The organism is Candidatus Kryptonium sp., assembly GCA_025060635.1.
In the GTDB taxonomy this organism is placed as follows: Bacteria; Bacteroidota; Ignavibacteria; order Kryptoniales; family Kryptoniaceae; genus Kryptonium.
The window spans coordinates 521,755-546,383 of sequence record JANXBN010000001.1 but is presented as its reverse complement, the minus strand read 5'-3'; the positions used below and the strand labels follow the sequence as shown (position 1 = coordinate 546,383).

21 protein-coding genes are annotated in these 24,629 nt (G+C 37.0%); 3 read left to right on the top strand and 18 right to left on the bottom strand.

The genetic code is table 11. From position 1 onward, the window contains the following. The 10 genes from NZ923_02595 to uvrB form a co-directional block, all read right to left on the bottom strand. Complete coding sequence (locus tag NZ923_02595) at positions 1 to 1,971, bottom strand: HAD-IA family hydrolase (GenBank protein ID MCS7228909.1); 1,971 nt, start codon at positions 1,969 to 1,971, stop codon at positions 1 to 3. Positions 1,972 to 1,991: 20 nt separating this feature from the next. Beyond that, a complete protein-coding gene (locus tag NZ923_02590) occupies positions 1,992 to 3,131 on the bottom strand; it encodes a hypothetical protein (protein ID MCS7228908.1) in 1,140 nt (379 codons plus the stop codon). Positions 3,132 to 3,161: 30 nt separating this feature from the next. After that, positions 3,162 to 3,842: a rhomboid family intramembrane serine protease gene (locus tag NZ923_02585; GenBank protein ID MCS7228907.1), complete on the bottom strand. Its 681-nt coding sequence runs from the start codon at positions 3,840 to 3,842 to the stop codon at positions 3,162 to 3,164. A 28-nt stretch (positions 3,843 to 3,870) separates the two neighbouring features. Continuing rightward, positions 3,871 to 5,202, bottom strand: a complete 1,332-nt coding sequence (locus NZ923_02580; protein MCS7228906.1) for a (Fe-S)-binding protein — start codon at positions 5,200 to 5,202, stop codon at positions 3,871 to 3,873. 18 nt (positions 5,203 to 5,220) lie between these two features. After that, positions 5,221 to 6,669 carry a glycolate oxidase subunit GlcD gene (gene glcD / locus NZ923_02575; protein MCS7228905.1) on the bottom strand — a complete coding sequence of 483 codons (1,449 nt, stop codon included), beginning with the start codon at positions 6,667 to 6,669 and terminating at the stop codon, positions 5,221 to 5,223. Between the two features lie 161 nt (positions 6,670 to 6,830). Further along, positions 6,831 to 7,292, bottom strand: coding sequence for a DUF2085 domain-containing protein (locus tag NZ923_02570; protein ID MCS7228904.1), 462 nt, complete (start codon positions 7,290 to 7,292; stop codon positions 6,831 to 6,833). Positions 7,293 to 7,300: 8 nt separating this feature from the next. Beyond that, positions 7,301 to 9,274, bottom strand: a complete 1,974-nt coding sequence (locus tag NZ923_02565; protein MCS7228903.1) for a cation:proton antiporter — start codon at positions 9,272 to 9,274, stop codon at positions 7,301 to 7,303. Between the two features lies 1 nt (position 9,275). Then, positions 9,276 to 10,184 (bottom strand): phosphoribosylaminoimidazolesuccinocarboxamide synthase, encoded by a 909-nt coding sequence (locus NZ923_02560; GenBank protein MCS7228902.1) that lies wholly within the window; start codon positions 10,182 to 10,184, stop codon positions 9,276 to 9,278. A gap of 11 nt (positions 10,185 to 10,195) precedes the next feature. Then, positions 10,196 to 10,660, bottom strand: coding sequence for a hypothetical protein (locus tag NZ923_02555; GenBank protein MCS7228901.1), 465 nt, complete (start codon positions 10,658 to 10,660; stop codon positions 10,196 to 10,198). An 8-nt stretch (positions 10,661 to 10,668) separates the two neighbouring features. Next, positions 10,669 to 12,699 (bottom strand): excinuclease ABC subunit UvrB, encoded by a 2,031-nt coding sequence (gene uvrB / locus NZ923_02550; protein MCS7228900.1) that lies wholly within the window; start codon positions 12,697 to 12,699, stop codon positions 10,669 to 10,671. Between the two features lie 222 nt (positions 12,700 to 12,921). On the opposite strand from uvrB, the gene rsmI reads away from it, so the two are divergent. From rsmI to NZ923_02535, 3 genes are all read left to right on the top strand, one after another. Further along, positions 12,922 to 13,593 carry a 16S rRNA (cytidine(1402)-2'-O)-methyltransferase gene (gene rsmI / locus NZ923_02545; protein ID MCS7228899.1) on the top strand — a complete coding sequence of 224 codons (672 nt, stop codon included), beginning with the start codon at positions 12,922 to 12,924 and terminating at the stop codon, positions 13,591 to 13,593. 92 nt (positions 13,594 to 13,685) lie between these two features. Next, positions 13,686 to 14,414 (top strand): CDP-alcohol phosphatidyltransferase family protein, encoded by a 729-nt coding sequence (locus NZ923_02540; protein MCS7228898.1) that lies wholly within the window; start codon positions 13,686 to 13,688, stop codon positions 14,412 to 14,414. Then, positions 14,411 to 15,733 carry an inositol-3-phosphate synthase gene (locus tag NZ923_02535; GenBank protein MCS7228897.1) on the top strand — a complete coding sequence of 441 codons (1,323 nt, stop codon included), beginning with the start codon at positions 14,411 to 14,413 and terminating at the stop codon, positions 15,731 to 15,733. The genes NZ923_02540 and NZ923_02535 overlap by 4 nt, the downstream gene beginning before the upstream one ends. A gap of 36 nt (positions 15,734 to 15,769) precedes the next feature. Here NZ923_02535 and NZ923_02530 read toward each other — a convergent pair whose 3' ends face one another. From NZ923_02530 to NZ923_02495, 8 genes are all read right to left on the bottom strand, one after another. Continuing rightward, a complete protein-coding gene (locus NZ923_02530) occupies positions 15,770 to 15,898 on the bottom strand; it encodes a hypothetical protein (protein MCS7228896.1) in 129 nt (42 codons plus the stop codon). A 109-nt stretch (positions 15,899 to 16,007) separates the two neighbouring features. Beyond that, entirely contained in the window at positions 16,008 to 16,298 is a 291-nt protein-coding gene (locus tag NZ923_02525; protein MCS7228895.1) for a hypothetical protein, read from the bottom strand. A 19-nt stretch (positions 16,299 to 16,317) separates the two neighbouring features. Continuing rightward, entirely contained in the window at positions 16,318 to 17,883 is a 1,566-nt protein-coding gene (locus NZ923_02520; GenBank protein ID MCS7228894.1) for a Na+:solute symporter, read from the bottom strand. A gap of 20 nt (positions 17,884 to 17,903) precedes the next feature. Then, complete coding sequence (locus tag NZ923_02515; GenBank protein MCS7228893.1) at positions 17,904 to 19,202, bottom strand: SPOR domain-containing protein; 1,299 nt, start codon at positions 19,200 to 19,202, stop codon at positions 17,904 to 17,906. A 6-nt stretch (positions 19,203 to 19,208) separates the two neighbouring features. Further along, a complete protein-coding gene (locus NZ923_02510; protein ID MCS7228892.1) occupies positions 19,209 to 19,487 on the bottom strand; it encodes an HU family DNA-binding protein in 279 nt (92 codons plus the stop codon). Between the two features lie 17 nt (positions 19,488 to 19,504). Further along, on the bottom strand, positions 19,505 to 21,172 hold the full coding sequence (locus tag NZ923_02505; protein MCS7228891.1) for a TonB-dependent receptor: 1,668 nt from the start codon (positions 21,170 to 21,172) through the stop codon (positions 19,505 to 19,507). Positions 21,173 to 21,184: 12 nt separating this feature from the next. Further along, positions 21,185 to 21,601: a c-type cytochrome gene (locus NZ923_02500; GenBank protein ID MCS7228890.1), complete on the bottom strand. Its 417-nt coding sequence runs from the start codon at positions 21,599 to 21,601 to the stop codon at positions 21,185 to 21,187. A gap of 2 nt (positions 21,602 to 21,603) precedes the next feature. Next, complete coding sequence (locus NZ923_02495; protein ID MCS7228889.1) at positions 21,604 to 24,594, bottom strand: tetratricopeptide repeat protein; 2,991 nt, start codon at positions 24,592 to 24,594, stop codon at positions 21,604 to 21,606. Positions 24,595 to 24,629: the final 35 nt, after the last annotated feature.

Here is a 24,629-nt window from a genome sequence, read left to right as displayed (position 1 = left end):
CTACCCTTTAATTTTTGTAAATCCAATTATTCTGTCAAAACCACCAAATTGTGGATCTCTGTAATAGACGACAATATAATAAGAATTGCTTGTTTGCCAGCTATTCCCTTCAAGTTCAATCCAATCAATCACAACAACCTCATTTCTGCTATAATCATAATATCCAACAACATACTGGTAATCGTAGATTCCACGCTTTAGCCATTTCCTAACGAAGAAATAATTTCTCGTTGGATCATATTTCAAAACATCGTCTTTTTCAGGTTTCCAATTATTGAAAGCACCAACGATATAGATATCACCTTTAATTTTTTGGATCGTTTCACGATCAATTTCAAGTCGGAAGAGCACATCAAGATATTCTGAATACATTCCCTCGGGCACAATTCTGCAAGCTCCGTCCATATCTGGTTCGCCCTGCAAAAATTTCCGTACTCTGTCAACTCCACCAATCGGTATTACGGGCAAAGCATTCGGATAAATTTTTTCATTTCTCAAATCAATTTGTCTGTATTCGTTAAGTGGATAGATGTTCCATATTTTAAAAATTCTCGTTTGCGCTGGAAAGCCACTTACATAAGTGTATCTTTTCCGTTCCCCGAAATCAATCCGGTATGGATAAAAGATTTTCCAATTTTCATAAACATCCACGGTCGTGATATAATACCAATTCAACGAATCAGGCACCTCAACTTCAATATCAATTTGATTGACATAATTTCTAAAATCAGCTTTCTCACCAAGCAAAGCTTTGTTCAAGATTGCTTTTACCTCCGTTAGTTTATCAACGACTACGAATCTTCCGATAGCATAAATAATCGTATCTGCTTTAACATTGTAAATCTCAAAAATATAGTTTCCGGAATAAGGAAATCGCACGATTCCATCGGGATCTGGAAAGATATTTTTGAAATGAAAATTATAACCTCTTATTCCCTTGTCGGCGGTCGTATAGTTTAGATAAAGAGTTTTGCTGTGGAAAAAACTTTGAACAAATATATTTTCCGTCCTTCTCCAATTTCTATCACAATGATAAAAACGAATCCCGAGGTTCGGCAAAGTTGCGCTTTTGACATCAAACTCAATCACAATGTAATCATTCGCTGTGTTCGGCTCTCCGTTCCAAAGTGTATCATATCTAATTATGATCGGCGGATAAAGCTCGCTTTCATAGCTGTAAACACGCAAACCTTTGATTTCAAGATCACTTTGTGGAAATAAAAAATTAAAGAGCAGTAAAAAGGAAAGTAGCAAAGAGCTCATTCTGCTTTTCTTTCCTTCGGTATTTGAGATTAATTCATAAAGCAAATTTTTAAGCTCGTCAATTGAATAAACGATGAAGTCCGGCTTCAAATCAAGAACTTTATCTTTCCCGTATGAATCCCAAAGCGCAGATATAATTTTAACCCCGACTTCTTTTCCTGCTTTTACATCGCTTACTGCATCACCGACAAGTATTGCTTCATCTGGCTTTAGATCAAAAGCGTCAAGAATTTTCCCGATCCCTTCACCAGATGGTTTATGTTGAACCACATCATCACCTGTTATAACGATATCAAAAAATTTTTCAAGTCCAAGATTTTTTAAAGTAATTGAAGTTGTTACTCTGCCTTTTCCTGTGAAGATAGCAAGTTTAATCCCTTTTTCTTTCAAAAACGAAAGTAGATCAAATATTCCAGTGTAAACCTTTGCCTTATGATGGTTTCTCTCGTAGTATGAGTAAAACTCATTTACAGCCGATTTAGTGTAAAAATCAAGATTTTGAATAATTTTCTCATCGTTTGAGAAAAGTTGAAGCAATTTTCTTATTCCCGCCTCCTCTGGTGGACCGAAAAAGAGCGATGGTATTTCTTCGTTGGAAAATTTTCTGCCTGTGTATTTCTGAGCAATATAATTAAATGTTTCAAAGATCAATTCATTCGTCTGCGCAATCGTCCCATCAAGATCAAAAATTACACATTTTATCCTCAAAGCGATTTTTCTCCTTATTTTTAAATCGTTGTTTTCATTATGCCTTTGTGTCTTAAGATCGCTCCAATTCCCTCTTGATTTAAATCATCAGAGTAAAAAATCGGATAAATTTCGGCATTTTTTTCAACGGCAACATCAATGACCTTGAAAATGATATTCGGAACGCGCACGAAATTCACTCCGCAGTTAGGACATTTATCTTCCTTAAGCGCAAGATAATTGCACGATGGACAATACTTCCCCGAATAAGAAAAGTTAAGGTTGAAGACAAGTTTATTTACATTTGATTCGTTCAATGCTCTTATTGTATCTTTAATTCCGATGACAGCCATTCCCGATGTTTTAGAGTGAGCATGTGTTTTGATTTGATCAATTATATTTTTCTCTCTTTCAATTTCAAGTTTCATTTCAAGTTCAAGTGTTTTTCTCAACACATCGCTTTCTTTTGCATCTATGGGAAGATTAAATGAACCGCCGTAAATTTTCTTCAAATAAGGATGGAGTTGCTCAACAAATAAATTTACATCTTGTTGCTTTGCACCTATGAAAAGGGATTCAAATTTTTCGTTCTGGTAAATTTCAAGCAATCTATCGCCAATTTTCTTGAAATGTTCAATGATTTTGTTTTCCTGATATTCTGTGACTCTTGATTCGTCAAAGCCGTGATAACCGGCAACTTTTATTCTTTTCGGAGTTTCATCGTAGATTTCTTCTTTTAAAATTATTTCGTTTCCAAAGATTTCATAAATTTTAGCTTTTCGGTGGTCAAATATAGTTGTGCAAATTTTGCGGAGTTTTGAGGTTATCACAAGCAATGGGCGAATGTATGGAGTTTTATCAATAACGAACAAATTCGGCGGAGAAACGCTCAACTCATAAACCTGCCAGAAATCTTCCTTACTGCAAGAGAAGATAACGATACCTTTCGTTTTAACTATGTCAAGGTTTTGGGAAATATATTGTTCCATCTTTTTTATATCATTAAGGACATCTTCCGTTACTTCAATCTTTTTTTCCTTTACGAGGTCTTTGAAGATAACTTCAATTTCTTTTTTAGAAAACTTGCTTCCGTCTGTGTTGAGATACAAGGAAGAAACAAGACAAGATTTCGGTTGATAATTTTTCAGCTCCTTGAGCTGTTTTTCCGACTTGATGATCATTGTTGCCTCCTTTTTAAATTTTTGGATTTTTTAATAACGACCTCTTCTTGCAAATACAAACGATAGCAAAAACCCGGCGACAAATCCCCCGATATGAGCCCACCATGCAACTCCGCCAGATGTTGCGTAAGTTGCAGCACCAAGTGAGGCAACGCCACTAAAAAACTGAATCAAAAACCACAAACCGAGAAAAACAAATGCAGAAATTTCAACTAAATCAAAGAAAAAGAAAATCGGAATTAAAGTTATAACCCTTGAATGAGGAAATAGAACAAAATAAGCACCGAGTACACCAGATATTGCGCCACTTGCTCCAACCGCCGGAATTTCAGAATGCGGATTGGTATAAACATGCGCCAACCCCGCTGCAACTCCACAAAGAACATAAAACAAAAGATACCTAAAATGTCCCATCCTATCTTCAACATTATCGCCGAAAACCCACAAATAAATCATATTTCCGATTAAATGCATCCATCCACCGTGCAAAAACATTGATGTAAAAAACGGATAATAAATCAGCAGAAAAGGAGCGCCAGATTCCCTTAGTTCAAAATATGTTGCTGGCACGACACCGAAGATATCAAAAAACTCCGACAAGCTTTCCCCAAGCGAAAGCTCAAACAAGAAAACCAAGACATTCACAGTTATTAAAGTCAAAGTGACTATAGGATAACTTCGTGATGGTATAGTATCTTTTAGCGGGATCAATTCGTTTTCCTCCATTAAGTTTTGTTTTTTAATCCCGATTCCTCAAAATCTCATTATAACTTTCCACTAAATCTTTGTCCAAATTTTTCATCATCTTATAAGCAATGTTCAAAAGCGAGATAGGATGCATAACTTTCATATTAACTCCAGCTTTTTTAAGTCCATATTCAATTTGAGCGTGGCAACCTGGGTTTGCGGTCAAAACAATTTCAGCGTTGGTTTCAAGTATGTTTTTTATCTTCCTATCAAGTATTTTCATAGAGTCCTCGTATCTGAGTATGTTATAAATCCCAGCGCTACCACAGCACCAGGTTGATTCGTTTAGTTCAACAAATTTAACTCCGGGAATTGATTTTATTATTTCCCTCGGTTGTGAAGTTATCTTTTGTGTATGTGCAAGATGACAGGCATCGTGATATGTAACTTTCAAATCAAGTTCAGCATTTGGCTTTTTGAAGCCAATTTCATATAAAAACTCGTTTATATCTTTCGTTATTTCACTTATGTTTTCGGCTTTTTCACGCAAAGATTCATCTTTCTCATCTTTGAAAAGTTCGCCATACTCTTTCATAAAAGCCCCACACCCAGCTGAATTCACAACGATAGCATCAAGTTTATATTTTGAAAATTCAATTATATTTTTCTTCGCAAGTTCCTTCGCTATCTTAATATCTCCGTAATGAGCCATCACAGAACCACAACAAGCTTGGTTCCTCGGGATGTAGACCTCACACATATTTTCAAGCAAAACTTCAACGGAATCAATGTTAATTTCTGAATACATAACATTCATAAAGCAACCTGTTAGAAATCCAACTTTATATTTTGCTTCTCCGTTCGGCTTCAAGATCTCTGGCAAAATCTCATCTGAAAACTTATCAGATATTTTCGGCGCAAGTTCTTCAACGCGAATTAGTTTTTCAGGTAGCACTCGGTCAATTTTAATCTTGCGAATGAACTTGCTTATACTTTTTTGATAAAGTTTCACAAATCGCGCGATCATCTTGAAAACGAATTTTGAAGCAAACACGATTCTGAAAATCATCTTTTTAACCAACGCTTGCCTATCAAACCCAAGTTCAAAAATTTTTATTCTCGCGCTTTCAACAAGTTTGCCATACTTAACGCCTGCTGGACAAACTGTTTGACAAGCTTGGCAATCAAGACAAAAATACATCTCGTCTATAAAATCGTCGGTAATTGGCAAAGCTCCGTCCTCTACTTCTTTGATAAGTCGTATTCTTCCTCTTGGTGAAGATTTCTCAAGAAAGTTCAAATTGTAAGTCGGACAAACAGGCAAACACATCCCACAGTGCATACATTGAACAATGAGATCCGATGGAATTTTTAAATCTTTCATTTAAATACCATCTTTTTGTTAAGTCCATAAATTGGCATATTTTTCAATCTGTTCCCTTGATGACGGAAGGCGTCCCTCACATCGTGGTTTGAGTTCAAAAATTTTACCTGTATTTAATATTCCATTTGGATCAAGAACTCGTTTAATGTTCCTCATAAACTCAATCGCTGGCTCGGCAAATTGTTTTTCAAGAAATTTCTTCTTCGCAAGCCCAACGCCATGCTCACCTGTGATAGTTCCACCAAGTTTGATCGCGTAATCAAAAATTTCTTCAAACGCCATTTCAACTTTCTTCATTTCTTCTTTATCCCTTTCATCGGTTAGCGCTGTCGGATGTAGATTTCCATCGCCAGCATGACCGAAATTTCCAATGATGATTTGATGTTTATTTGCTATTTCTTGAATTTTCTCAACCATCTCTGGAACGAAGCTTCTTGGAACAGTTGCGTCTTCAAGTATCGTTGTAGGTTTAACACGGGCAAGCGCAGCAAAAGCGGATCGCCTTGCGGTTTTAAGCTTCAAAGCTTCATTTTCAGATTTTGCTATTTTATAATCAGTTGCTCCGTTCTTAACACAGATCTTCTCTATCTTCTCTGATTCTTCCTCAACTTGAGCTGGATGACCATCAACCTCAATTAACAGCAAGGCACCAGCATTCGTCGGCAAACCAAGACGAGCATAATCCTCAACACATCTTATTGTCGTGTTATCAAGAAACTCAAGAGTTGCTGGTGTGATATGACTTGCAATTATATCTGCAACGGTTTTTCCAGCTTCTTTTATTGAATTAAAAAATGCAAGCAATGTCCTTGAAGATTGCGGTTTCGGTATAAGCTTCAACAAAATCTTTGTGAAAACCCCAAGCGTTCCCTCTGATCCAATCAAAACATCTTTCAAATTATAACCAGCGACATCTTTAACATTTTTCCCGCCGATATTTATTATCTCACCTGTTGGGAGAACGACCTCAAGCCCAAGAACATAATTTTTCGTAACACCGTATTTTAAACCTCTCAATCCACCAGCGTTTTCAGCAACATTTCCACCAATTGTGGAAATAGTCATACTCCCAGGATCAGGCGGATAAAATAAGCCATATTTTTCAACCTCTTGGTGAAGTTGCGCAGTTATCACTCCTGGTTCAACAAGCGCAGTTAAATTCTCCTTATCAATTTCAAGAATTTTTCTCCATCTATTCATCAACAAGACAATTGAATTTGACGAAGGGACAGAGCCACCGCTTAAACCAGTGCCAGAACCCCGCGGCACAACGATGAATTTTTCTTCGTTCGCAAGTTTCAAAATCTGAGAAACATGCTCTGGAGTTTCTGGAATCACGATCGCGTCCGGCAAACCTGCAAGTGCAGGCGTTGCGTCGTATGAGTAAGCTATTCTATTTTCTATTGAAGTTAGAACTTTTTCTTTTCCGACGATCTCCTCAAGCCGACGAATTACTTTTGCGTCCATATGCGTTGAAAGTTTTTTCTAACTTAAAGATAATTAAGATAAGTGCAAATGTCAAACGATAAAAAATCCATTCAAAAATTGTCCAATTTTTAGCGCCAAAAACTCGTTTAAGACTATCCCCCCGAGTTATATTCATTGAATGCTTTCTTAAAACATCCATCCTACGATTTTCGGCTTGAAAACATATCAACAAATTGTGATGTTAACACCGCTCCAGCAACTCCTCCAAGCCAAAGCGAGACCAAAACTTTGACACTCCCGAAATTAACATCAAGGAATTTTTCAAGCGAAAATTCAATCGCAGATGGCATCAAAGCAAGGACAAGCAAAAAATTACTTCTTTCCAAAAGATCCTTTCGCTTTAAGAACGGGAAAATTAAAACTCCAACTAATGCACCAAGATAAATTAAGCTACACCTTGAGCAAGCAGCGAGCTTGATCCCATTTATATGAAAACTTCCAAATTCATTCTGATGACATATAGGACTGAAAAAACGATAGGCAAGCCCTGAAAATCCACCGAGTCCGACATTTTCAAAAATTACCGGGCTCACGACCAAAAAATTGAACAAGACAACAATAAAAAGAACAACGACATAAATTTTTCTTTCCGCTTTTGACATCTTCAAAATCAAATTTGTTCACCCTCAAGAAACTCAATTGCTCTTTCAATTTCATTCCAATTTCCGATTACAAACATTATGTCTCCAACTTCAAAAACAAAATCGGAGGATGGATTCGTAATAATTTCATCGCCGCGTTGAACCGCAATTATTAATACACCAGTTTGGTTTTTCAAATTCAGCTCTGAAATAGATCTACCCTTCGCTCTTGAGTTCGGTCCGACGATAAAAGTCGTAATGTCAATCTGCCTCAAAAGTTCAGAGCTGTTAACTAGTTTATCAATCTTAACCTCAAGCCCTCTTAACGCTTTATAGGTATCTTTTCTTAACTGACTTGCGTATTCCTTTACCAAGTTCATCGGCAGGTTGAAATAGTTCAAGACCCTTGATATTATCTCTATTGATGTCTCAAATTCCTCAGGTATAACCTCATTCGCTCCGAGCTTTTTTAACTCTTCAATTTCCGTAACATATCTCGTTCTAACGATTATATATATATTTGGATTTTCAAAGCGAGCAAGCGAGACAATTTTTCTTGCAGAGACTGGATCTGAGATCACCACAACTATTAATCTTGCTTTATCAATCCCAACTTTTCTTAATACATCAACGCTTGTCGCATCGCCGTGATAAATTCGCTCACCTTGTTCGCGCATTTTTTTAACAGTAACGATGTTAAGTTCTAAAATCACATATGGAACTCCAATTGCTCTCAACGCCTTTGCGACATTTCTGCCGTTCAAACCAAATCCAACGATTATAACATGATCTTCAAATTTATCTACCTTTCCGACATCCTCAAACAACTTTCCTCGGAGCTTGATATGCTTTTCCATAAACTGCGAAATCCTCGGAGCATAGACAAGCAAAATAGGTGAAAGAATCATCGTGATTATTGAGACAGATATGAACAAATTATACATATCTTCACTGATCACCTTGCCTGCTTTACCAAGCAAAATTAAAACGAACGAAAATTCACTAATTTGGGACAGCGCGAAAGCAGAAATCAACGAAACCCTTGAACCACCACCTGCTAATGCTACGCTTGCAAATGTGCCGATTAATTTTATCAACATCACCAACGCAGAAATTATGACCACATTAAAAAGATTTTTGCCTATAAAATCGGCATTGAAAAGCATTCCAATGGATATAAAAAATATAGCCATAAAGCTTTCTCTGAATGGAATTATGTCCGCTGTTACCTGATGTGCATATTCAGATTCAGAAATCAAAAGTCCAGCAAGAAAAGCTCCGAAAGCAAGCGAAAACCCGATCTCGGATATAATCAAAGCGACACTGAAACACAGAAACAACACCGAAACTATAAACAGATCTCTTATTCTTGACTTTACAATTTGAAAAAGTAAAACTGGCACAAGCTTTCGCGAAGCCCAAAGAACCACAAAAACAATCAAGACAGATAAGGCGATTTTTAATAAAAATTCATTTATCTTGAAATTCTCGCCAGAAAGGAAAGGAACAAATCCAGTTGCAAGAACCGCTATCAAATCTTGAAAAATTAAAATTCCAATGATCACTTTACCATGCGGAGTATCAACCTCGCCCTTATCAACAAGATATTTCAGAATTATCGCCGTACTACTTAAAGCGACGACCACGCCCGCAAAAACCGCAACTTTCAAAGGCAGAAAAAGCGAAGACAGCACCACAACAAGAAAAGATGTAAACAAAAGCTGCAGACCACCAGCAAGGAAAACAAATCTTCGCATCTCAAACAGTTTCGCAGGTGAAAGCTCTATGCCAAGGACAAATAAAAGCAATACAACCCCTATCTCAGCGAAAATTTCAACCATATTCACATCTTTAACAAGCCTAATCCCATATGGTCCAGCTATTATACCTGAAATTAAAAATCCTATGATAGAAGGCACTCTGATCCTGTGAAGAAAGTAAACTATTAAAACCGAAAGCCCAAAAATCACAACAAATGTCTTTAAGAATTCCTCCGTTCCCATTTCAAATCTTTATTCTCTTGAGCAAATCCTCGCCGGTCAGCAACCTATACGCTTCAAGATATTTTTCGCTTGTTTTCTCAATAACTTCAGTCGGAAGTTCTGGCGCTGGTGGTTGTTTATCCCAATTTATTGATTCAAGATAATCTCGCACATACTGTTTATCAAACGACGGTTGCGATTTTCCTGGCTCATAATCCGAAAGTGGCCAAAAGCGAGATGAATCTGGCGTCAAAACTTCATCTATCAAAAGCACTTCGCCATTTTCATCAAGCCCGAATTCAAATTTTGTATCTGCTATAATAATACCTCTTTCACGAGCATATTTCTCCGCTTTAATGTAAATTTCTAAGCTCAAATCACGAACTTTTTCAGCAAGCTCTTTTCCGATAAGGTCAACAACTTTTTCAAAAGTGATATTCTCATCGTGTCCGGTTTCCGCCTTGGTTGAAGGTGTAAATAGCGGTTCTTCAAGTTTATCTGATTCCCTCAGTCCTTGCGGAAGTTTGATCCCACAAACCTCGCCACTTCTTTTATAATCCTTCCAAGCGGAGCCAGAAATGTAACCTCTAACTATGCACTCAACAGGAAGCGGTTTTGCTTTTTTAACAAGCATTGAACGATAAGCGACTTGCTCATAGTTTTTCTTGAAAACCTCTGGAAATTCTTCAACATCTGAAGTTAAAAAATGATTTTTCACGACATCTTTTAGAAAATCAAACCAGAAGATAGAAATTTGATTTAAAACATAACCTTTATATGGTATCGGATTCGGTAAAACGACATCAAAAGCTGAGATCCTGTCTGTTGCAACGATTAAGAACTTGCCGTCAACCTCATAAATATCGCGGACTTTACCACGCTTAAATAATTTTGCTTCAGGTATGTTGGTTTGTGAAAGCGGTTTATACATATAACTTTCCCCTATTTTTGTTTTAGAAGTGAATGCAATGCCTCAATAGATACAGGAAAATCGGCAGAAAGCCATATTAATTTATCTTTATCAGCATAAAGATAGTGAGATTGTCCCATACCGAGGATTATATAAATTGACTTACCTGATATATTTGCCTGATTGTGAAGCACAAAAGGCGTTTCACCGTGAGCTATTTTCATAAGCATTTGAGAGAGCTTCTGTTGAGTTGTTTCAGGATTCTTAAATTTGGAAACATAAAGCGTTGCTTTTAGAGTATCGGATGAATAAAAACCGACTTCGTTTTCATCGCTTGCTACATCGCCGCTTATATGAAGCTGATTTATCATTTCCTTTGCGTTCTTCCCGAGCATATATTTTTCAAGTTTCAACCTACCAAGCGACTGCGGAATCATCCGTGGTTTTTCTGAGCAAGCAACAAGAAAAATTAATAACACAAAGATTAATTTTCTCATGCTTAACCTCAAGATTTATTTTGGTTTTTCATCAAAGCCCTTAATCTTTGAATTTCATCTCTTATTTCTGCTGCTCTTTCAAATTCAAGGTCCTTCGCTGCGCTTACCATCTCTTGAACTAGCTGTTCTATTAATTCTTCCTGCTGTTCTACGGTCATAAATTTAAACTGAATATCAGTCACAATTGAAATGCTTGTTCTTGGTTTTACTTCATACTTTGGTTTAACATCTGCCACTATAGTTGTCGCAAGTATATCCTGAACTGTTTTATAAACTGTTTGCGGTTTAATTCCGTGTTTTTCGTTATATTCCATTTGAATTTTCCTTCTCCTATTTGTCTCGTCTATCATTTTCTGCATTGACTTAGTGATCCTGTCGGCATAGAGTATGACTTTGCCATTTACATTTCTTGCGGTTCTACCTGCGATCTGAATAAGAGATCTTTCGGAGCGAAGGAAACCTTCCTTATCAGCATCAAGAATCGCAACGAGTGAAACTTCCGGCAAATCAAGACCTTCGCGCAAAAGGTTAACACCAACAAGGACATCAAAATCACCAAGCCGTAGATCTCTTAAAATCTCAACCCTTTCAAGAGCATCAATGTCTGAATGAATGTATTTTACCTTTATCCCTATACCTTGTAAAAACTCCGCAAGGTCTTCGGCCATTTGCTTGGTTAAAGTTGTGACAAGAACTCTTTCTTTCCTCTTCACCCTTTCTCTTATTTCATGAATTAAATCATCAATTTGATTTTTCGTTGGCTTCACGACAACTTCTGGGTCAAGTAGCCCAGTTGGTCTTATTATCTGCTCAACGACAACACCTTTACATTTTTCAAGCTCATAATCTCCCGGCGTCGCGCTCACAAATATAACTTGGTTTATAAGTGATTCAAACTCTTCAAACTTCAACGGTCTATTGTCAAGTGCGGACGGCAACCTGAAACCATGCTCAACCAAAGTTTCCTTTCGTGATTTATCTCCATTGTACATCCCGCGAAGCTGTGGTATCGTGACATGGGACTCATCAATTATCAAAAGATAATCTTTGGGGAAATAATCAATCAAGGTATATGGTCTTTCGCCCGGTCTTCTTCCAGTTAAATGTCTTGAATAGTTTTCTATCCCTTTGCAATATCCAATTTCTCTCATCATTTCAATATCAAATCTTGTCCTGCTTTCAAGCCGTTGTGCCTCAAGAAATTTCCCTTGGGCTCTAAGCTCTGCTAATCTCTGTTCAAGCTCTTCTTCTATGCTCTTGATTGCTCTTTCAAGTGTCGGTCTATCAATGATGAAGTGTTTCGCAGGATAAATCTCAACTTCACTAACTCTCTCAATCACTTTGCCCGTTGATTTATCAAAATAGTAAATTTTCTCAATGACATCATCAAAAAATTCAATTCGTATTCCCTTTTCATTCTCATATGCTGGCAAAATCTCAACCATATCTCCCCTAACTCTGAAAGTCCCTCGCGTAAATTCAATATCATTTCTTGCATAGTGAATATCCAAAAGTTTATACAACAGCGAATTTCTATCAATTTTATCACCTTCTCTTAAGCTGACAATTTGTCTAACATACTCATCAGGTGAACCGATGTTATAAATACAACTCACAGAAGCAACAATTATTACATCTCTTCTTCCAGAAAGCAAGGCGCTTGTTGCTTTCAAGCGAAGTCTATCAATTTCATCATTTACAGCAGCATCTTTCTCAATGTAAGTGTCAGTTTCAGGAATGTATGCCTCTGGCTGATAATAGTCGTAATAACTTATGAAGAATTCAACTACATTTTCGGGAAAGAAAGACTTAAACTCACCGTAAAGTTGCGCTGCCAGTGTCTTATTGTGCGATATCACAAGAGTTGGTTTATTAACATTTGCGATCACATGGGCAAGCGTGAAAGTCTTTCCACTTCCTGTGACTCCAAGAAGTGTTTGATACTTCTCTCCGCGCAAAATTCCTTCTGTAAGTTCTCTTATCGCCTTGGGCTGATCCCCAGTTGGTTTATATTTTGAAACGAGTTTGAATCTCTCCATAGATCTTGTTGATGAAGATTGATTTTTTTCCCGTAAATTTTGAAGTTAAAACTTTCAATAGCTACCTACGGCAAAAGTAAATATCAGATGAACACTTTCCACCTTAGATTAATAGGTCGGCTCGGTTTTTTGAAAATTTAATGAAAAATACTTAAACAAAAAAACTTTTTGCAGGTTGCCAACTTTATTTTTATCTTTTAAAAAACAATTTAGCACATCGTTATGACAGGCAAACTCTATGTAGTGTCAACACCGATCGGCAACCTTGACGATATAACTTTTCGCGCAATTGAGGTTTTAAAAAGTGTTGATTTAATTGCGTGTGAGGACACAAGAAGAACGACGATCCTTCTTGAAAAATTCGGGATCAAGAAAAAACTTTTGAGCTATTACAGTTACAACGAGAAACAAAGAGCTGAGGAATTAATTTCAAATCTTAAATCGGGCAAAGATATCGCCCTTGTTTCAGATTCCGGAACTCCAGGTATATCTGACCCTGGATATGTCATTATTAAAAAAGCGATTGAGGAAAACATACCTGTAATTCCAATACCTGGTCCGACTGCTTTTGTAAGCGCGCTCGTTGCGAGTGGTTTGCCTATGGATGAGTTTGTCTTCGTTGGATTCCTACCACACAAGAAAGGGCGTAAAACAAAACTTCAACAACTTTCACAAGAAGAAAGAACTTTAATTCTCTATGAATCGCCTCACCGAATTTTACGAACTCTTAACGAAATACTTGAAATTTTCGGCGACAGAGAAGTAGCGGTGGCGAAAGAATTAACGAAAATCCACGAGGAAATTTTCAGAGGTAAAATTTCTGAGGTTTTAAAAAAGTTAACACCTGACAAAATCAGAGGCGAGTTCGTGATAGTGATTTCAGGAAAAAGATAAAAATCCCGCCTTCCCACATCCACAAGTTATTTGCAAAACATCGTTTAACTTTTTATCTTTATATCGCTGAAAAAAACTAATTGAAAAAAATTGTGTCATCAAACCTAATTCCGAAAAAAGTTGAGAAACTCTATCTAAACTCCATAGAAAAACTCCTCAGATTTGCTCTACATCTAAACATAAATCCGAACTTCCTAACGACGGTTTCTTTCTTCGTTGGCATTCTCGCTGGTTATTTCTTCGCAGTTGGCAAGTTCATAATTGCTGGGATCTTAACACTTTTAAGTGGCATACTTGATACGCTTGATGGTAAAATCGCAAGAATGACCAACCGAGTGACGAAGTTCGGGGCTCTTTACGATTCAACTCTTGATAGATATACCGAGGTTGTCATTTTCTTTGGAATAGGTGTTTATTTGATAAAATATAGTTTTTATATAACTTCTGTTGCAGCTGTCTTTGCAATAGGTGGTTCAATGATGGTAAGTTATATAAGGGCAAGAGCGGAAGGACTTGGTTTTGAATGCGATGTTGGACTTATGAGAAGGGCAGAAAGAGTTGTCCTACTTGGATTTGGCTCCGTTTTTTATTTTCTACATGACTATTTCATAAAATTCTTTGATTTCGCATTTGAGAAATTTGATTTAAGCTTTCCTGCATATCCACCCATGCCACTTTCAATTGCAATTTACATAATGGCTATTTTTACAAATGTGACCGCATTGCAACGACTTTACTATGTTTGGAAAAAATCAAAAGAGATAGATTTAGCTGAACAGCAAAACGAACTTATCACACAAAACAAGGAGGTGGGAAAATGATAAAAACGAAATCGGGCGTAGAAATAAAAGAGCCGACTGGGAAACTTGGCGTGCTTTTGCCCGGACTTGGAGCGGTTGCGACGACATTTATTGCAGGCACATTTCTTGTCAGAAAAGGTTTAGCATTACCAATCGGCTCACTAACCCAAATGGGAACGATACGACTTGGGAAAAGAACTGAGAGAAGATTTCCAAAGATCAAAGAATTCGTCCCACTTGCTGATTTAAACGATCTTGTATTCGGAGGTTGGGATATATTTGAAGATAGCGCTTATGAATCTGCTTTAAAAGCCGGAGTTTTAAGAAAAGAACATCTTGATCTTGTAAAAGATGAACTTGAACAAATCAAGCCTATGAAAGCCGTCTTTGATAGAAAATATGTCAAGAAGCTTGATGGTCCTAATGTAAAAAAAGCAAAGGATAAGTTTGAACTTGCGCAAATGTTAAGAGAAGATATAAGAAACTTCAAAGAGAAAAACAACTGCGATCGTCTTGTAATGATATGGTGTGGAAGCACGGAAATTTACATGGAGCCAAGCGAAGTACACCAAACGCTTGAAAAATTTGAAGAAGCTATGAAGAAAAACGACGACGCAATAGCTCCAAGCATGATTTACGCTTATGCTGCAATTGCCGAAGGTGTCCCTTATGCAAATGGCGCTCCTAATTTATCAGTTGATATACCCGCTTTAATTCAATTCGCGAAGGAAATGAAAGTTCCTATCGCAGGTAAGGATTTCAAAACTGGACAAACGCTTGTCAAAACAGTCATTGCTCCAATGCTCAAGGCAAGAATGCTTGGACTTACAGGCTGGTTCTCCGTAAACATACTTGGAAACAGAGATGGCGAAGTCCTTGATGATCCAGAATCTTTCAAAACAAAAGAAGTAAGCAAACTCGGAGTCCTTGAATATATCTTACAACCCGAACTTTATCCAGATCTTTACGGAAACTATTATCACAAAGTAAGAATTAATTTCTATCCTCCACGCGGTGATGAGAAAGAAGCTTGGGATAACATTGATATATTTGGTTGGCTTGGCTATCCGATGCAAATAAAAATAAACTTCCTATGCCGTGATTCAATTCTTGCAGCTCCAATCGTCCTTGACCTCGCTCTCTTCCTTGATCTCGCACAGAGAAGCGGGATGTATGGGATCCAAGAGTGGCTTTCTTTCTACTTCAAGAGCCCAATGCACGCCCCGACAATTTATCCTGAACATGATTTATTTATACAATTAATGAAACTCAAAAATCGTTTGCGCCACCTGATGGGCGAAGAACTCATCACGCACCTTGGGCTTGAATATTACGATTAAAACTTCAGAGGCGTTGCATATGCAACGCCTCCCACTTTATTCACCACTCCCATCTGACTTCAATTCCCTTGAAAATTTTCTATAAAGCAAATAAGTTATCGCAAAAGAAAACGCAAATATAAAAAACGGGACAATCAATCCCCATATAATCGTGTCGGTGTTCATTTCTTTGATCCCTTTCTCTTTTTATACGAGATATATGCGAGAATTAAACCAAGAAATGAAACAAAATAAGCAATTGTCATTCCAAGAACTACGGTTAAACCTTTCTCCATCACTCCCTCCAGCTGACTATTTTTTCAAGGTTTTCTATATATTCCCTCTGCTTTTTCTCATATTCACTTGAAATTGCTCTCAACTTTGGATCAATAACCAAATGCATTATCACAGTTAAAACCACTCCAATCAAAAGAATCACAAATCCCCAAAAAAATAAGAATAAACTCAAAGCGACACCGATCATTAAAAAAGCATACGCAAATGGTGAAATAATGATTGCAATTATATCTTCAACTGTCCATTTATCCGCTTCCTCTGGCGTCCATTTTCTTCTTATAAAGCTCATTCTTGAAAGATTCTTTGTTTTATATCAATCCTCTCTTTTTCGCTTCTATCTCAACTGGCTTCCACCAGCCAATTGGCTTTGTCATGACATAATACTTAACAAGATGTTCCATATCTTCTGGTTTCGTTAGGAGAGTTACAGGAATGTAAACAAGTGCAGTTAGAATCATAAGGATCCAGAATTGAAGGTAATCTGGTAATTCTGGCAATATACCGAACGCTGGCAAAATCCACACAACAAGCCAAGAAAACCCAAGATTTGCGATCCAAGCTGAAAGATAACCCCAAGAGTTAAATCTCCACCATACGACTTGTAAAATGTTCGGAAGCCACATTCCAGCGCCCATTATCCACAAAGCAAAAATCAACCACTTCGTTATCTCCTCCATCATTGAGCCATAGATGAAAGAACCAATCAAAAGAATAAAAGTAGCAATTCTCCCAGCCCAAACGAGTTCTTTTTGACTTGCATCTGGTCTAACATAGTGATGATAAATATCACGAGTAAGGTAAACCGAACCGAGATTTAAATGCGTTGAAATAGTTGAGATATGAATCGCAACCACACCTGCAAATAAAAATCCAGCCATTCCAGCCGGGAGATGTTCAAAAGCAATCCTAAACCATGCCATTTCATATTCTTTCGTATCGGTTAGATATGGATGCATAACAAAAAAAGCAATTATAGCAACTGCCCAAACAGCATTTCTTGTTAATGTCAAAGCAGTTCCCCACCAAATACTATATGAAGCGTCACGAACAGTTTTTGAAGATTGAATTCTTTGTGCCTCGGCATACCAATCAATGCTTGTGCCCATTCCAAATCCACCAAGGACAGCAATAATCATCATTGTTATAAACCAGGCAACTGGAAAATCACCCGAGAAAAAGCCTGTAAAATGAAATGGATTAAGTCGCCACGATTCACCAAGTTCATATAATTTTTGAACAATTCCATCTGGACCTCCAGCTTCACGAATTCCCCATAACGAAGCAATGATAATAATGAAAAGAGCAATTATCCCCTGTTGAAAATCTGCCATTACAACACCCCAATATCCAGCCGATAGAACATAAATTGCAGTTATAGACGAAAAAAGAACAAGCCCGATCCAGTTTTCCCACCCAAATAGATAATTACATAGTTTTCCCATAGCCATTCCAACCCATCCAAGTATAAACATGTTAAGAAATGCACCCCATCCAGCCATCCATCCACGCAAAAGTTCAGCACCAAGCCCAGAATATCTTAAACTTTGCCATTCAGCTTGCGAATAGGCAACCGATCTTCTAAAAATTCTTGCGGAAACGAAAGCTGCAATTGCACACCATGCGGAGAAAAAAGTATACCATAACCCGCGCAGACCATGTTTATAAACAACACCGCTAATCCACATTGGTGTGTCCGTTGCCGTATGAGTCGCATAAACACTCATAGCAGGAAGCCACCATGGAAGAGATCTGCCAGCAAGAAAGAAATCCGCTTCCGATCTTTTTCCAAGATTATAAAACAAAAGCCCCGCTCCAGTCATCAAAATAAGATAAAGAACAAGCCAAAGATAATCCAGAAAAACAAATTTAACCATTCGTCCTCCAGATTATTTTTTTACTTTGTTACGCTCCTTGTTGCCTCGCTTACCCAAATTCTTTCAACCTTCGCATCCTTTTTTAATTTCTTTGCCACCTCATTTGCTTGTTCAAACGAATCAAAAAATCCAACCCTAACACGATACCAATTTCCACCTTTCCACTCAACAAAAGCTCTTTCCACAAAAGCATTATAACCTTTCTCTTTTAAATCGCTTGCGAACGCATCAGCCAATTTCTTATCCTGAAACGAAGCAACTTGAATAACATAACTTTTTGCTGTTTTCGGAGCTAACTTTGAAGCAGCTGGCTTTTCAACCCTTGGCGGTGCAATAACCGGCTCTTTTTTCCCTCCTTCAACTAAAGGTGTTTCTGCTTCCGACTTTGTTTTAACCTCTGGAGGTGTAGTTACAACGACATCCCCCGTCTGAGGAAATTCAACTTTACTTACTTTTTTACCTTCACCCCAAAGATGTATATAACCATATTGATTCAATAACAAAACAACTCCACCAAGGAAAATTAAAAACACCACCAAAATAAAGATCCAAAAACCAGTTCGCTTCTGATTTGTTTCTTCATATTCAAATGCCATAGTTGGTATCTCCCTTTGTTGTGTATCGTCAAATAATTTCTTCGCATCCTTTTTTTCTTGCGGCTGTCTCGGCTCTTCAGACAAATTAAATTCAGGCATTGCTACCTCCCCAAAGTTAATTTTTACTTCTTCCTTAGCGATCTCATAACCACTCTCGCTCTCCATCTTCTTTTCAAAAAAATCAAAAACCGGAACATCAATCTCAATCTCCTCAAACTTCTCAACCTCTGAAAGTTTATCCGGTAAAACAAGATAATCTTCACCATTTCGCTGTTCGGGTACTTTAACTTCTTTAGCAACAGGTTCAAATTCTACTGGGATGGCATCTAACTTAACAGGTTCTCGTTTCCCGCCAAGTTCAAAAAAAGTGATGTTGAACTCATTTGAATCACTCTCCTCAACGACAACTGGTCGTGCTTTGACAACAACTGGTTTCAAATTTTTATATTTTATATTGACCTTTTCAACGAAGATTTTCGCTGGAGAAAAATTAACGACTGTTTTTGATGGGATAACTTTTTCAAATCCAGTTGAAGGATCAATAACTTTCCTGCTTTTCTTAACTTTCCCTTTAAACTCACCAAAGCTGGAAATCTTAAGGCTTTGAGTAGTTTTCAATACTTTAATGAACCTTTGAACAAATTTATCATAAAACATCTTAGCCTCATCATATGAAATCCCCGCACGTTTAGAGAGCAAATTTAAAAACTCATTTTTTCCCATTTTCAATTACCTGCTGTTAATTGAATTGATGACTGATCTGCTTGCTTTGAAATGTGGATATTCTTTCGGTGGCAAAATCAACTCTTCGCCTGTCTTCGGATTCCGACCCTTTCTACTTGCCCTGTGCTTTACTGTGAAAACCCCAAATTTAAACAAATTTAGCTTCTTCTCTTTTATTAAAATCTCGGAAACCAAATTAAAAAAGGTATCCAAGACCTTTTCGGTTTTAGCCATGCTCCACTTTAGATCCTTAGCCAATAACTTTACAAATTCTGTTTTATTCATTCTAAAACCTCGCTTATTTAAAATCTATACTCAATCCCGCCAATGAAGATCATATCTGGCTCAAGATAGCTTTGCCAAAAGTAGAATCTCTGTGATAATAAGTTATCAAAATTTAGAAAAACCCTGAAATTCCTGAAAACCTCATATTCCACGCCCAGATTGACCAAGCCAAATCCCTTCAACTCATCTCCTTCAAAGTTATATACTCTACTACTAATTAAACTAATTTCCAGATTAATTGCAAGTCCAAATCTAAATTTATACCTGTAGCCGAGATTTGCCGAAAAGTTTGGGTAATATGGAACCGGCTTTTTACTTCTTGAGTTGTAAGAAGAATTCAAAACGGCATTAAAAATAAACTCATGGCGACGGTAATTTAAATAGCCTGAACCCTTTAACTCAATAAACTGAACGTTTTCAAACTCTACCGAATAAAAACCTTTCCTATATTCTACATAAATTGGGAAATTTTTAAACGCCCGAAAGTTTAAACCAACATCAAGCCCAAAATCCCCTATTCCATATTTCACGCCAAAACCTAAATTTAAATAACCATCAGGGCGAAAAGTTTTCAAGTTTTTCGTTAAAAATCTATTCGTCCCGAAATAATCAGAAATGCTCAAATTTAAAACTTCTGGAGCGAAAAAGGTATAAATTTGTGTTTCCCTGCTCGCAAGATATTTAAATAAAACATTCGGATATATTCTTAACTTTCTTGCCATATCATAATTCTGGAACGAAAACAAGTTAACCCCGAAATCAAGCGAATAATTTCTACCCACCTCAAAAAATTCAAGCAAATTTCCGGCAAATAAACCAAGTTTTAAAAATTTCTCAGGTGAAGATGTGTAATCGGCATTAAATTTAACTCTCAAAAAATCAATATCGTGTCTGAAGTTAAAACTAAAATCAAATCTTTTTTCTCTGCCTCCGAACTTTGAACTCTCGTAGTTCTCAATCGTATCAAGTACGGTGAAAATTGAGTATTTAAGTTTCAAACCATAATCAAAAGATCTCCGATGCGGTGCTTCAAGTGAAAGTGTCAGGTTTAGATTGTTCATATTTCTATGAAGCGACGGGACGGGAGATCCATAAAATCCAAAGCTATATGTTGAATAATGAACTCCACCCAAGATTTTAGCAGAACTCAACCAATTGAAAATTTTATCGCGGATTTGTGGAAGGTAGTATCCAAACCCGACAGAAAATTGATTTTTCACAAAATCAGCGTTTTCAATAAATCCTTGGCTTGCGCGATGATAAAAATTTGAATTCACATAGAAATTTTTGAAAACATTACCTTGAATCATTCCATCAAAATATGTCGTCAGATATCTTCCGACACCTGCCTTGAACCGTGCGATCGGATTTCTTCCAAAAAGTTCCACATATCTACTTCCCTCTGTCCGAGTTGAAACATCAGCACTTACTTTTTCATCGTTTTTGATTTTGTAGAAATTCAAATTTACGGAAGGTAAAATGACCTCATCAACATCAATTTTCTGTCCGGTTTCAACTTCAATTGTCTCCCGTCCCGTTATAATAAATTCTGGAAGCACAAATTCTGTTTTTGTCCTGCCAAGTGCGGTCGTATCAATCCTAAATCTTCTTTCCTCTGGCTTTGTCTCCTGGGCAAAAAGGTTTATTGAGATTAAAGCGAAAAATATGAAAACAAATCTTTTCATGTCATAAAAATTTTATTTTGATGCTCCCTTAACTTGTGGCTTCGTTTGACCGCGATGACATGTATAACAATCAACAACTGTTGCCCCTTCCCAGTTGATGAAGTCACGATTTATCGTCATTACCATCCTAAGCATAGTTCTTGCTTTTTTCTTGGTCTCTTTGACATCGCTTGCATAATTGTTAACATCATGGCAATAATTGCATTTGACGCCGAGCGCGTCGGAAATTCCCTCCATCATCTTTTGCAACTGTTCTTTTGATTGGACATCGGTGAGAACTTGGAGATTTCGTCCGAATCTTCTCTGCCCCTGCGCGAATGCATCTTGTCCGTTAAATTTCGTCCCATCAATTGTTAAATTAACCGCGACGCTCAATCCGACGATTATAGCGAATGGTAATGCTATGTAAAATAACAATGTTTTCCTCATCTTTATCCCGTTATTTTTGTTTTTAATTGTTCAAGTTTTTCAAGAACCCTGGTTTTCATTTCAGCGTTTATGTTCATTTTCAAGATATCGTTTAAAAATTGTGTTGCTTTCCCATAGTCCCCTTTGATTTCATAACATTGCGCGATGCGATAATATGTCATCGGTAAAAACTTAACATATTCTCCGTAAAGATATCTTACCCTTAAGAATTGAAGCAATGCTTCATCAAAGTTCCCGAGTTTAAAAAACGATTCAGCATAAAGATATTGTGCTTGTGCTGAAACCTCATCGGTCGCTCTATTTAAAACAACCGGCTTCAAAATTTCAATTGCTTCATTAGATTTATCATAACTTAACAAAATCTCACCAATTTTAACCCTTGCTCTGTCGGAAAAGTCAGAATTTGGAAATTGATTTATCACATCATTGAATTTTCTCATAGCGCTTGAGGTATCACCAAGAGAGAGATAATTTAATCCCATTAAATAAACAACCTCATCATAAAATTTTGCTTTAGTTTCAACTTTTCCAAGATGTTCAATTGCTTCTGCAAATTCCCCAGAGTTAAATTTTATCCAACCGAGACGAACAAGCGCATTTTGAGAAAATTCACTCAACGGATACATCGCAATGAGATTTTTGTAAACCTCAACCGCCTCAAAATTTCTGCCCATTATCTCATAAGTCCTGCCGATCTCGTAATAAGCCTTTGGCAAAAATTTACTTTGTGGATAATTTGCTATGAATTTTTTGTAAAGGTTTATACCTTCAGCGTAATTTCCTTGCGAGATCTGAAACTCAGCCTTCTTCAATGAAGCAATCTCAAGAAAATCGGGATTTTTACTCTTTGAAATTAACTCATCAACAAGATTTGGATTTTTACCTTGAGCCGAAAGAGAATACTGGATCCCTGAGATGGCATCGCCAGCATATTTTGATTCAGGATATTTCTCAATTACCTCAAGATATGCTTTTATTGCGAGGTCATATTTTCCCATGTTGTAGTAAGCATCGCCAATTCCATAAAGAGCCCGAGGCGCAAGATCGCTATTTGGATATTTATCAACAACCTCACGAAATGAATTTATCGCTGGAGTATAATTTTTATCCTGAAAATAAATCCATCCGATCTGATATTTTGCAGACGGCGCAAGCGTTGAATTTGGGAATCTATTAAGCAGTAGATTTAACATTTCAAGCGAACGCATCAACTGACGCTGACGAAGATAAACTTGCGAAAGTTGAAAATAGGCATAATCTGCTCCCTCTTGATTCCCGAATAGGCGAACGAAAGAAAGATAAACTGACTCCGCTTGTTTGTAGTTTTTCATCATGAAATAACAGTCCCCAAGCCGAAGTCGTGCGTCCAAAGCTCTTTTTCCAGTTGAATATGTATTTAAAAATTTCTCAAATTGTTTCGCGGATTCTGAATAATTCCCCTCTTTAAAATATGACCACGCAATTGAATAAAGCGCCTGCTCAGCGTTGGCACTTCTTGGAAAGCGTTTTAAAATTTCATTGTAGTATTTTCTCGCATTTTTATAATCACCAAGTTTGTAATATATCTCACCGAGATATAAAATCGCCCACTCTGCGTTTATATCGTTTGGAAATTTTGACAAGAATTCCTCAAAAACTCCGATCGCCTCTCTAAACTCTCCTGCCTGCATCAACGCGACGCCCTCGCTATAAATGTTTATAGATTCACTTTCAGGGGAAAGTTTAAATTCATTTCTTACCATCCGCAAAACAGACGCTCCCTTTGAATAATTCCCTCGCCTTATGTAAGATTGAGCCAGAAGCTCAAACGCTTTCATCTTAACATCACTCGTATCATCAAGGCGAATTTTTTCAAGATAAACAATTGCGCTATCATACTTCCCTTGAGAAAAATAAATTAATCCAAGTTCATAATTTGCCCGAGCGTTCAATGGAGAATAATCTTTGTCTCTTTGAATGAAGTTTTTAAACACCGAGATTGCTTCAGAAGTATCGCCCGAGGCTTTTTTAACTTCCCCAAGATAAAAAAGGGAAAGATTTGCTATCGCATCGTTTCCTCTTGAAAGCGAATCAAAAATTTGAATTGCTTCTCTATGTTTTCCTTGTTTGTAGTAAACCCATCCGATTGAGTAAACAGCGTGTCGCTTAAACTCGCCAGAGGGGAATTTCTTTAAATAGCTTTCATAGTAAAACCTTGCGGAATCGTATAAGCCAAGTGCATAATAACTTTCACCAAGAAGAAAAATAATTCTCTCGTCTTCGCTTTTCTTTGCAAGCTCAAGAGCGCTTTTAATTGCTTTTCTGTAATTTCTCAATTTATAATAACATTCAACAAGGTTCAATCTCGCATCGTTAAGAATTTTATCGTATTTCCCGCTTTTTTCACCAAACTTTTCAATCAAGGTTTCATATTTTTCAATTGCTTCTTGAAACTTTTCTTGTCTTTGAAGAATAAATCCAACCGAGAAAATTGCATATGGTGCGACCTCGCCCGTCGTGTCAACTTCGTATGAGAGAGTGTAATATCTTAACGCATTCCTAAAGTCGTTTTGTTCAAAATATATTTCGCCAAGATAATATGCTGATTGAGAAATTAGCAGCTTATCAGACGATGTTTCTATTGCTTTTTTGAAATTTTCAATTGCTGGAGCGTAGTTTTTTCTTCTAAAATATATCTCTGCAATTCTATAATTTGCTTTGTCTTTAAACCTCGTGTTGGGGATATCGGATAAGAGGGAGAAATAAATTTTAAGGGCGGAATCATATTCGCCGAGTTTGAACATTGACTCTGCGCTGAAAAATCGCGCTTCTTCAACAAACTTGCTCTCTGGATAATTTTTTATAAACTTTTGAAACTCCGAAAAAGCAAGCTGATACATCCCATCTTCAAAAAGTGAATAAGCAAACTTGAAATCGCGCATCTCCTGTAAACTTACCTGCGCAAACGCAAATGTTAAGGATGTAGCGAAAAATATCACAAACCTTTTAAACATTTTGAGATGTTTTTTGTGTTTACACAAACTTATTT

What these genes read in the sequence shown, in the direction of transcription:
- NZ923_02590 (MCS7228908.1), bottom strand. Translation starts at nt 3,131, where the DNA reads ATGATCATCAAGTCGGAAAAACAGCTCAAGGAGCTGAAAAATTATCAA.
- NZ923_02580 (MCS7228906.1), bottom strand. Translation starts at nt 5,202, where the DNA reads ATGAAAGATTTAAAAATTCCATCGGATCTCATTGTTCAATGTATGCAC.
- glcD (MCS7228905.1), bottom strand. Translation starts at nt 6,669, where the DNA reads ATGGACGCAAAAGTAATTCGTCGGCTTGAGGAGATCGTCGGAAAAGAA.
- NZ923_02570 (MCS7228904.1), bottom strand. Translation starts at nt 7,292, where the DNA reads ATGTCAAAAGCGGAAAGAAAAATTTATGTCGTTGTTCTTTTTATTGTT.
- NZ923_02565 (MCS7228903.1), bottom strand. Translation starts at nt 9,274, where the DNA reads ATGGGAACGGAGGAATTCTTAAAGACATTTGTTGTGATTTTTGGGCTT.
- NZ923_02560 (MCS7228902.1), bottom strand. Translation starts at nt 10,184, where the DNA reads ATGTATAAACCGCTTTCACAAACCAACATACCTGAAGCAAAATTATTT.
- NZ923_02555 (MCS7228901.1), bottom strand. Translation starts at nt 10,660, where the DNA reads ATGAGAAAATTAATCTTTGTGTTATTAATTTTTCTTGTTGCTTGCTCA.
- uvrB (MCS7228900.1), bottom strand. Translation starts at nt 12,699, where the DNA reads ATGGAGAGATTCAAACTCGTTTCAAAATATAAACCAACTGGGGATCAG.
- rsmI (MCS7228899.1), top strand. Translation starts at nt 12,922, where the DNA reads ATGACAGGCAAACTCTATGTAGTGTCAACACCGATCGGCAACCTTGAC.
- NZ923_02535 (MCS7228897.1), top strand. Translation starts at nt 14,411, where the DNA reads ATGATAAAAACGAAATCGGGCGTAGAAATAAAAGAGCCGACTGGGAAA.
- NZ923_02530 (MCS7228896.1), bottom strand. Translation starts at nt 15,898, where the DNA reads ATGAACACCGACACGATTATATGGGGATTGATTGTCCCGTTTTTTATA.
- NZ923_02525 (MCS7228895.1), bottom strand. Translation starts at nt 16,298, where the DNA reads ATGAGCTTTATAAGAAGAAAATGGACGCCAGAGGAAGCGGATAAATGG.
- NZ923_02520 (MCS7228894.1), bottom strand. Translation starts at nt 17,883, where the DNA reads ATGGTTAAATTTGTTTTTCTGGATTATCTTTGGCTTGTTCTTTATCTT.
- NZ923_02515 (MCS7228893.1), bottom strand. Translation starts at nt 19,202, where the DNA reads ATGGGAAAAAATGAGTTTTTAAATTTGCTCTCTAAACGTGCGGGGATT.
- NZ923_02510 (MCS7228892.1), bottom strand. Translation starts at nt 19,487, where the DNA reads ATGAATAAAACAGAATTTGTAAAGTTATTGGCTAAGGATCTAAAGTGG.
- NZ923_02505 (MCS7228891.1), bottom strand. Translation starts at nt 21,172, where the DNA reads ATGAAAAGATTTGTTTTCATATTTTTCGCTTTAATCTCAATAAACCTT.
- NZ923_02500 (MCS7228890.1), bottom strand. Translation starts at nt 21,601, where the DNA reads ATGAGGAAAACATTGTTATTTTACATAGCATTACCATTCGCTATAATC.
- NZ923_02495 (MCS7228889.1), bottom strand. Translation starts at nt 24,594, where the DNA reads ATGTTTAAAAGGTTTGTGATATTTTTCGCTACATCCTTAACATTTGCG.